Raw genomic sequence first — 7,682 nt, 5'->3', positions numbered from 1 at the left:
CATGAAAATCACTCTTAATTTCAAGTCCTAATTGCTCAACAGCAGTTTTTAAACCTATTTTCATACCTTTTTGCATTTTAAAATGCTTAGATGCATGGCTTTGGATATCGATATATTTTGTTGGAAGAGATGAGAAATCTAGATTATAAAACTTTATGTTTCTTATTAGCTCTTTTATATCAGATTTTCCCCAAACACAAAATACACAAGGAGATTTTCCTAGGAAGCTAAGAAAATCCTTATATACACTTGGGAAACTTTTGCATTTAATTAAATCTTCTTCTGATAGCTTAGTTAAATCTTGAACATAAGGATGTATAACCTTATATAATTCGGGTTTTATTAAAGCATTAAAGGTTGAAACAACCTTAAAATTTTCATTCATTTTAAATGCACCAATTTGAATAATCTCAAAGGGCAGTTTAATGTTTTCATCAGTTTTATTTTCTTTATGATCTGGATGTAATTGGTTAAACTCTAAGTCAAATATAATATAATTCATTTTTATCACCTATGTTATTATGTAGAGTATTATTAATATAAAAAATTAAGATATTCTTTAAGATTACTATAGGATTTACAAAATTACAATTATGTAATCATAATATATAAAAAAAGATTATTAAAAACTTAGAGGAATAGGGTATAATAATGATAATTAAATGAATCACTAAGGAGAAGTATTTATATGAAGAAGGTAATAGTAGTTGGAGCAGGTCCAGCTGGAATTATGGCAGCTTTAAAGGCAGCAGAAAATAATAAGGTAACATTAATAGAAAGAAATGGAGAAATAGGAAAAAAGCTTAAGCTTACTGGTGGCGGAAGATGTAATATTACTAATAATAGAAGTATAGAAGAGTTTTTTGAAAAAATAATTAATAATAAAAAGTTTTTATATAGTGCTTTATATACTTTTAGTAACTATGATTTATTAAGTTATTTTTCAGAAAATAATCTAGAATATAAGGTTGAGTATGATGAAAAGGTATATACCAAAAGTGATAAGGCTGAGGAAGTAATAGAGCTATTAAGAAGAGATCTTATTAATAGAAACGTTGATATAATGTATAATTCATCTGTAGAAGAATTAATAATTGAAGAAGATGAAATTAAAGGAGTAATATTAACTTCAGGTAAAAAAATACTTTCCGATAAGGTTATTATTACAACTGGGGGAAAAAGCTATCCTACAACAGGATCTGATGGAAGTATGTTTGATATTTTAGAAAAGCATGGGCATACTATTAAGCCATTATACCCAGCTTTAATACCATTAGTTACAAAGGAAGCCTTTGTAAAAAACCTTCAAGGTGTTGCCATTAAAAATGTTCTTATAGGGACAAAAATAAAAAAGAAGAAAATAGAGAGAATGGGAGATATGATATTTACTCACTTTGGAATATCAGGACCAGGAGTACTTAAATTTTCATCTTATATAAATAAGGAACTTGAAAAAGGTGAAATTGAAATTACATTAGATTTATTACAAGATGTGTCTAAAGATGAGTTATCTAAAATAATTAGAAGTAATCCTACTAAAACAGTTTTAAATAACTTAAAGGGAACATTACCTCAAAACTTCTTAAAGGAAATATTAAGCTTATTAAATCTTATAGAAACAAAGGCTACAGATCTTAAAAAGGAAGATGAAAATAAAATTATAGAATATATAAAGGAAATGAAACTTACAGTTAGAGAAACTATTACTATAAAGGCAGCAATGGTTACAAGTGGTGGAGTAAATGTTAAAGAAATAAATGCTTCAACAATGGAATCAAAGTTAATTAAGAATTTATACTTTGCAGGAGAGGTTATGGATGTAGATGCCGAAACTGGTGGATATAATCTTCAAATAGCTTTTTCAACTGGATATTTAGCGGGATCTGATTATTAAAAAACATATTATAAAATTAGGCTGTATCAATAGATAAAACATATATAGATAGTGTATTTTAAATTTAAGCACAATATTTATATTTGTAAATCTATTTAAGTACAGCCTATTTTTATTGAAAATTATTTTATTTGTTTATCTAGCTTCTTATTATATAAGAAAATATATAAAGAAGCGGAGAATATAATTATATAGCCAATAACACTAAATTTATCTGGAACTACATTAAATATTATTATGCTAATTATTGCAGAGAAAATAATATTTGAATAATCAAATATAGATATTTCCTTAGCAGGAGCATACTTATATGCAAGGGTTATACCAAATTGTCCTATGCTTGCAAATACCCCAGCTAAAATTAAGTAAGTAAGTTGAAGTAAGCTCATAGGCTCATAAGTTATAAGCATTAAAGGAAATATTACTACTGTAGAAAATAAAGAAAAATAAAAAACTATAGTTGAAGGTTTTTCTTTACCGCCTAAGGCTCTTAAGCATGTGTAGGCAGCAGCGGCTGCAACAGCTCCTATAATACCAGCTACATAAGGAATTATATCTATTGTAAAACTAGGTTTTATTATAAATAAGGCACCTAAAAAAGCAATAATAACAGCTACAGCTTGCTTAAAGTTTATTTTTTCTTTAAGAACTAAGGCAGAAAAAATTATTACAAAAAATGGGCTAAGCTTATTTAACATATTTGCATCAGATAAAATTAGCTTATCTATAGAATAATAATTAAGTACAATACCTAAAGTTCCAAATATAGAACGTAATATTAAAGTTCCTTGATTTTCTCTTTTACCAAAGAAGCTTTCCCTATTTTTTAAAATAATAAAAAGTGCAACCATACAAGAAATAAGGTTTCTAAAAAATGTCTTTTGAAAAGAAGGTAAGTCCCCTGATAATTTTACAAAGGCAGACATCATTGCAAATCCAAAAGCAGAAAATATAATAAAGGCTATTCCCTTACTTCTATTACTTAAATTAATTGTTTTAATTTTAATCAACTCCTAAATTTTATATAAGTTATTATACTATAAAATTCAAAAAAATATATTTTAAATTATTAGCTATACATAAAAATTAAAACTTTGTAAATAATATATAATCATTAAAAAAAAGAGGGATTTATATGGCATATATTAATTTTAAAGAAGAAAAGGTTAAATCACTTAAGCAATTAGGAAATAGAAGAAAAAATAATGAAAAAATATATAATGAAATGATAGGGGGAGAAAGTTTATCATCTGAATACATTCCAGATAAGGAGTTTAGCTATAAAGCCTTTGAAGATAAGCATTGGGGAGATAATAAAATAAAGCTACAAGAAGATTTTAAAGAAATAAAGGATAAGGATATAATTTGTGCAACATTTAATAATTGTACCTTTAAGAATATTACATTTAAAAACTGCAAATTTATAGGTTGCAAATTTATTCAATGTAAGTTTCAAGAAGGTGGAGTAGTTTTTGAAAACTGTATTTTTATTAAGGAAGAAAGCGATACTAAGCCAAATTTAAATAATAAGGATAATTATTCTTGTGATTTTATTGATTGTAGCTTATATGTAAAATTTTATTGCTGCAATTTATCGTATGCTATTTTTGAAAACTCAATTTTATATAGTACTTCTATTGAATTAACTGATGCAAGCAATATTATTATAAATAAATGCGAATTAAATAAGGTTAATATTCAGGATGCAGATTTAAGTGGTATAAAGGTATTAAGTAGTTATATCGTAGATTTGGAGTTTACAGATAAGGATAAAAGTAAGTTGGATGAAAAAAGTTTTTTTGATAAAATCCAATTAAGGGAAAAAGATAAGGATGAGTATGAGGGAATATATAAGGTATATGAAACTATAGCAAATAAATTTAAAGAAAATCAGCTTAATAATAATTTTGGGGAGTATTATTATTTATGCAAGATAACAGAAAGAAAAACAGTGAAAATATTACCTAAAATAGGTTCATACATAAATTGGATTACTTGCGGATATGGGGAAAGAGCAAGCTTTGCTATATATGCGTCTATAGGTATAATATTAATTTTTAGTTTAATTTATTTGATTATAGGAATAGAAATAGATAATGAAATAATAAGATATGGATTAAATACAAGCCTAAAGAATAAAAATATCTTAAGGGATATAAATGAATCGATTAATTTAAGTGTAGGAATGTTTGCAGGTGTTGGCTTTAATAATGCACAGCCTATAGAAGCAGCATATATGGTATCAAATTTAGAAATGGTAACTGGAGTAATAATGATGGGGGTAGGAATAGGAGCATTAGTAAAGAAAATAGTAAGATAAAATAAATCTAAAAAGAGAGTATCTGAAAATAATGGATATTCTCTTTTGTAAGTTGCAGATAAAGAATCAAGAGTATATTTTATTGCTAAAATATAAAAATTATATTATTATAAGAATGTATGTTTGTAAGGGGGAAGAAAAATGAATAAAAATAATGAACTAAAGAAAGCCTTTAAAAAAAGTATGAAAAAAAATAAGGGAAATAAAGCAGGTCAAATAATTACAATAGTTGTATTTGGAGTAATAGCATTAGGAATGTATTTTACAAATACTAGTGATAATAAATTTGCTAGTATTAAAGGAAATGCAACAGGTAACTTAGAGGTATCATATTTAGATGTAGGACAAGGTGATGCTGCATATATAAGAGTTAATGATTTTGATATATTAATAGATGCAGGTCCAAGAAGTGATGCAGATAGATTAATGGAACAATTAGAAGAAAAAAATATAGATGATTTTGAAATGGTTATAGCTACTCATCCTCATGAAGATCACATTGGTGGTATGGTTAAGGTATTTGATAGATATGAAGTAAAAGAGTTTTATATGCCTAAAACTACTCATACTACAAAAACATTTGAAAACATGGTAAATGCGGTAGCTAAAGAAGGAATAAAAATAAAAACTATAAAAGAGGGAATGTCATTTGACTTAGGAGATGGAGCTGGAATAGAAGTTTATTCTCCAATGTATGAGTCTTATGAAGAGTTTAATGATTATTCGCCTATTATGAAATTAACCTTTGGTGAAACTGATTTAATATTTACAGGTGATGCTGAATCACATGCAGAGCAAGAGGTAGTTGCAAAGTATCCTAATAATTTAAAGGCTGAAGTATTAAAGTTTGGTCATCATGGATCAAGCACTTCATCAACAGATGAATTTGTAAAGTCCGTAGCTCCTGAATATGGAATAATAAGCTGTGGAATAGACAACAAGTATGGACATCCTCATAGAGAAACTCTACAAAAGATTTCGACATATGGGATTGAGTCATATAGAACAGACAAGCAGGGACAAATAACATTAACTTCAGATGGGAAAAATATTTCTATAAAAACTGAAAAATAAAATGTTTAAATTACAAATTTAAAGTAAAATTTACATGAAAACATTTAACATAATAACACATTTAACACTTCTAGCATATAGTTATAAAGTAGATAAATGTAAAATTCATTATTTACACATAAAAAATGGAGGTGTTATTTATGAAAAATTGTTATGATAAGGCTATGGAGTTTATAAGATTAGCAGATGAGATAAGTGAATTATGCAGTAAACTAGAAAAGATAGATGATGTATCAGAAAGAGAAATTTACGAAAAGAAAATTGATAGAGTAGAAACAGAATTTTTTAGAATTAAAAACAGATTAAAAGAAATAGAATATGTAGATATAAATATATAATAAAAAATGGTTGAGATAAAATCTCAACCATTTTTTTATTCTTTTGGGTAATACTTTTTAAAAGCATCTTCGTAATCTTCAGGAACTTTAAAAGTTTGTACCTCACTAACATAAGTTTTATTACAATCAGAAACTAATTCATGAGTTACTGTAAGATTTTTATTAGATTTATTTTTTTCTTCTTTCATATAAAAACCTCCTTTTTAAATATTATTTCCTTTGAAAAATTCATTATGCAAATAATAAAATATATTTAAGATGCTAATTCCTTAGATTCTTTATATTTAACTTTTTTATTTATAAAATAATCAACTATTATAGCAATTGCACCATCACCTGTTACATTTGTAGCAGTACCAAAGCTATCTTGAGCAGCATGTAAAGCTATCATTAATGGTTTTTCTAAGCCACCAAAGCCAAGCATAGATTCAAGAAGTCCTAAGGCTGCCATTACACCACCACCAGGTACACCAGGTGCTGCAACCATTGTAATTCCAAGCATAAATATAAATGGTAGAATTACATTAAATGTTGGTGTAGTTCCATTCATATACATAACAGCCATAGATGTTAATACAAGAGTAATTGTATCACCAGCTAAATGTATAGTTGCCCCAAGAGGAACTACAAATTCACTAACTTCTTCACTTACATTATTGTTTTTTACACATTGAAGTGTAACAGGTATAGTTGCAGCTGAAGATTGTGTCCCTACTGCAGTAAAGTATGCAGGAAGCATAGTTTTAATTAATTTAAATGGATTTTCTTTTTTAATACTTCCGGCTATGCAGTATTGAATAACAATATATACAAGCTGAAGAGCGAATAATACTAGATAAACTATAGCAAAGTTCTTTAAAGTTGAAAATATTTCACCACTATAGCTTAATTTAGCAAAGATACATCCGATATAGATAGGAACTAATGGAATAAGTACCTTAGAAACTATTAGTAATATTATTTCATTAAATTCATTAAAAACTTTAAGTAAAGAACTATTTTTTACCTTAGATAATCCAATCCCCATAACAAATGCAAATACTAAAGCTGACATTACACCCATTATAGGAGGTATATCAATTGAAACATAAGATGCTATATCAATGGAGCTACTATCAAGTTTTAATGATGTTGATATAAAGGAAGGAAGAATAGTGCTTCCTACTAAGTAAGCAGCTACACCAGCAGCTAAAGTAGAAATATAAGCAATTATAGTTGTAATTAATAATCCTTTTCCAGATTTATCACCAAGTGAAGCTATCCCAGGAACGATAAAACCAATTATTATTAATGGTATTACAAAGGATAAAAAGTTTGAAAATAACCCGCTAAAAGTAGCTAAAATTCTAATTGGAAAAATAAATTCTATAGATTTACAAACTAATCCTATAGTAACTCCTAAAATAAGTGCAAGTATAATTTTAAAGATTAATGACCCCTTTTTCATAAAAATCCCCCTTTTTAATGACCTTGTATGAAATACAAGTGTATTTGATTTAAATACATAATACATCCTGTGAGAAAAATTGTCAATTTAAAATTTGAAAATTAGTAAATATTTTATTGAATAATGACTATATATTTAAAATAATATATAATGTTAATTAGTAAAACATTGGAGGCTAATAAAATGATAAACAAAAAGAAGCTTAAAGAAGAAATAATAACTTATGATATTATAAGTTATGTTGATGAAAATGGTGAAAAGGTAGAATATGTTGAAGTTACCTTAGTAGATAGAATAATTGATGTTTATATGGATATTAGAGAAGTAAACATAGGACTTTTAGCTAATAAAATTATTGAAGATAATTTATATAAGTAATAGAAACCAACACATATCACTTAGATGTTATGTGTTGGTTTTTTCTTATATAAGTTAATTACATATAAGATTATTATTTGTAACAATATAAATTTCAAATGAATAATATTAATATGAAGTATAAATAGGTTTACTATATTACAAAGGAGTATGTTAATTGTGAATGGAAGGATAGAGTTAGGAATTGATAGTATTAACTCCATTAAGAATTATGAATATATACCTACTTCT

The 7,682-nt window shown here is 26.4% G+C and carries 9 protein-coding genes; 5 read left to right on the top strand and 4 right to left on the bottom strand.

Going from position 1 to position 7,682, the window contains the following annotated elements; translation table 11 throughout:
* Positions 1-502: exonuclease domain-containing protein (locus ACRDBA_RS17470; protein WP_438574210.1), on the bottom strand; the 502-nt coding region annotated here is incomplete at its 3' end.
* A 186-nt stretch (positions 503-688) separates the two neighbouring features.
* Here ACRDBA_RS17470 and ACRDBA_RS17465 point away from each other — a divergent pair.
* Complete coding sequence (locus ACRDBA_RS17465; protein ID WP_438574209.1) at positions 689-1,894, top strand: NAD(P)/FAD-dependent oxidoreductase; 1,206 nt, start codon at positions 689-691, stop codon at positions 1,892-1,894.
* 122 nt (positions 1,895-2,016) lie between these two features.
* Here the strand turns inward: ACRDBA_RS17465 and ACRDBA_RS17460 are convergent, their stop codons facing one another.
* The gene (locus ACRDBA_RS17460) at positions 2,017-2,895 is read right to left on the bottom strand and encodes a DMT family transporter (protein ID WP_438574212.1); all 879 of its coding nucleotides are present in this window, start codon (positions 2,893-2,895) and stop codon (positions 2,017-2,019) included.
* Between the two features lie 134 nt (positions 2,896-3,029).
* Here ACRDBA_RS17460 and ACRDBA_RS17455 point away from each other — a divergent pair, with 134 nt between their 5' ends.
* The 3 genes from ACRDBA_RS17455 to ACRDBA_RS17445 all read left to right on the top strand — a co-directional run bounded on the left by ACRDBA_RS17455 (position 3,030) and on the right by ACRDBA_RS17445 (position 5,626).
* The gene (locus ACRDBA_RS17455; protein WP_438574208.1) at positions 3,030-4,214 is read left to right on the top strand and encodes a pentapeptide repeat-containing protein; all 1,185 of its coding nucleotides are present in this window, start codon (positions 3,030-3,032) and stop codon (positions 4,212-4,214) included.
* Between the two features lie 183 nt (positions 4,215-4,397).
* Positions 4,398-5,288: a ComEC/Rec2 family competence protein gene (locus tag ACRDBA_RS17450; protein ID WP_438574211.1), complete on the top strand. Its 891-nt coding sequence runs from the start codon at positions 4,398-4,400 to the stop codon at positions 5,286-5,288.
* Positions 5,289-5,428: 140 nt separating this feature from the next.
* The gene (locus ACRDBA_RS17445; protein ID WP_438574207.1) at positions 5,429-5,626 is read left to right on the top strand and encodes a hypothetical protein; all 198 of its coding nucleotides are present in this window, start codon (positions 5,429-5,431) and stop codon (positions 5,624-5,626) included.
* Positions 5,627-5,661: 35 nt separating this feature from the next.
* On the opposite strand, the gene ACRDBA_RS17440 is transcribed toward ACRDBA_RS17445, so the two are convergent.
* A complete protein-coding gene (locus tag ACRDBA_RS17440; RefSeq protein WP_438574206.1) occupies positions 5,662-5,814 on the bottom strand; it encodes a hypothetical protein in 153 nt (50 codons plus the stop codon).
* A 65-nt stretch (positions 5,815-5,879) separates the two neighbouring features.
* Positions 5,880-7,073 (bottom strand): dicarboxylate/amino acid:cation symporter, encoded by a 1,194-nt coding sequence (locus ACRDBA_RS17435; protein ID WP_438574205.1) that lies wholly within the window; start codon positions 7,071-7,073, stop codon positions 5,880-5,882.
* Between the two features lie 183 nt (positions 7,074-7,256).
* On the opposite strand from ACRDBA_RS17435, the gene ACRDBA_RS17430 reads away from it, so the two are divergent.
* Positions 7,257-7,451 (top strand): hypothetical protein, encoded by a 195-nt coding sequence (locus ACRDBA_RS17430; RefSeq protein ID WP_438574204.1) that lies wholly within the window; start codon positions 7,257-7,259, stop codon positions 7,449-7,451.
* Positions 7,452-7,682 lie beyond the last annotated feature (231 nt).

The organism is Clostridium sp., from assembly GCF_051654825.1.
In the GTDB taxonomy this organism is placed as follows: domain Bacteria; phylum Bacillota; class Clostridia; order Clostridiales; family Clostridiaceae; genus Clostridium.
Note: the sequence above shows the minus strand (reverse complement) of the source record. Positions and strands in the feature narration are given on the sequence as shown.

Excerpts from the sequence above, each read along its gene's own strand:
- ACRDBA_RS17465 (WP_438574209.1), top strand. The coding sequence starts at position 689 with ATGAAGAAGGTAATAGTAGTTGGAGCAGGTCCAGCTGGAATTATGGCA.
- ACRDBA_RS17455 (WP_438574208.1), top strand. The coding sequence starts at position 3,030 with ATGGCATATATTAATTTTAAAGAAGAAAAGGTTAAATCACTTAAGCAA.
- ACRDBA_RS17450 (WP_438574211.1), top strand. The coding sequence starts at position 4,398 with ATGAAAAAAAATAAGGGAAATAAAGCAGGTCAAATAATTACAATAGTT.
- ACRDBA_RS17445 (WP_438574207.1), top strand. The coding sequence starts at position 5,429 with ATGAAAAATTGTTATGATAAGGCTATGGAGTTTATAAGATTAGCAGAT.
- ACRDBA_RS17440 (WP_438574206.1), bottom strand. The coding sequence starts at position 5,814 with ATGAAAGAAGAAAAAAATAAATCTAATAAAAATCTTACAGTAACTCAT.
- ACRDBA_RS17435 (WP_438574205.1), bottom strand. The coding sequence starts at position 7,073 with ATGAAAAAGGGGTCATTAATCTTTAAAATTATACTTGCACTTATTTTA.
- ACRDBA_RS17430 (WP_438574204.1), top strand. The coding sequence starts at position 7,257 with ATGATAAACAAAAAGAAGCTTAAAGAAGAAATAATAACTTATGATATT.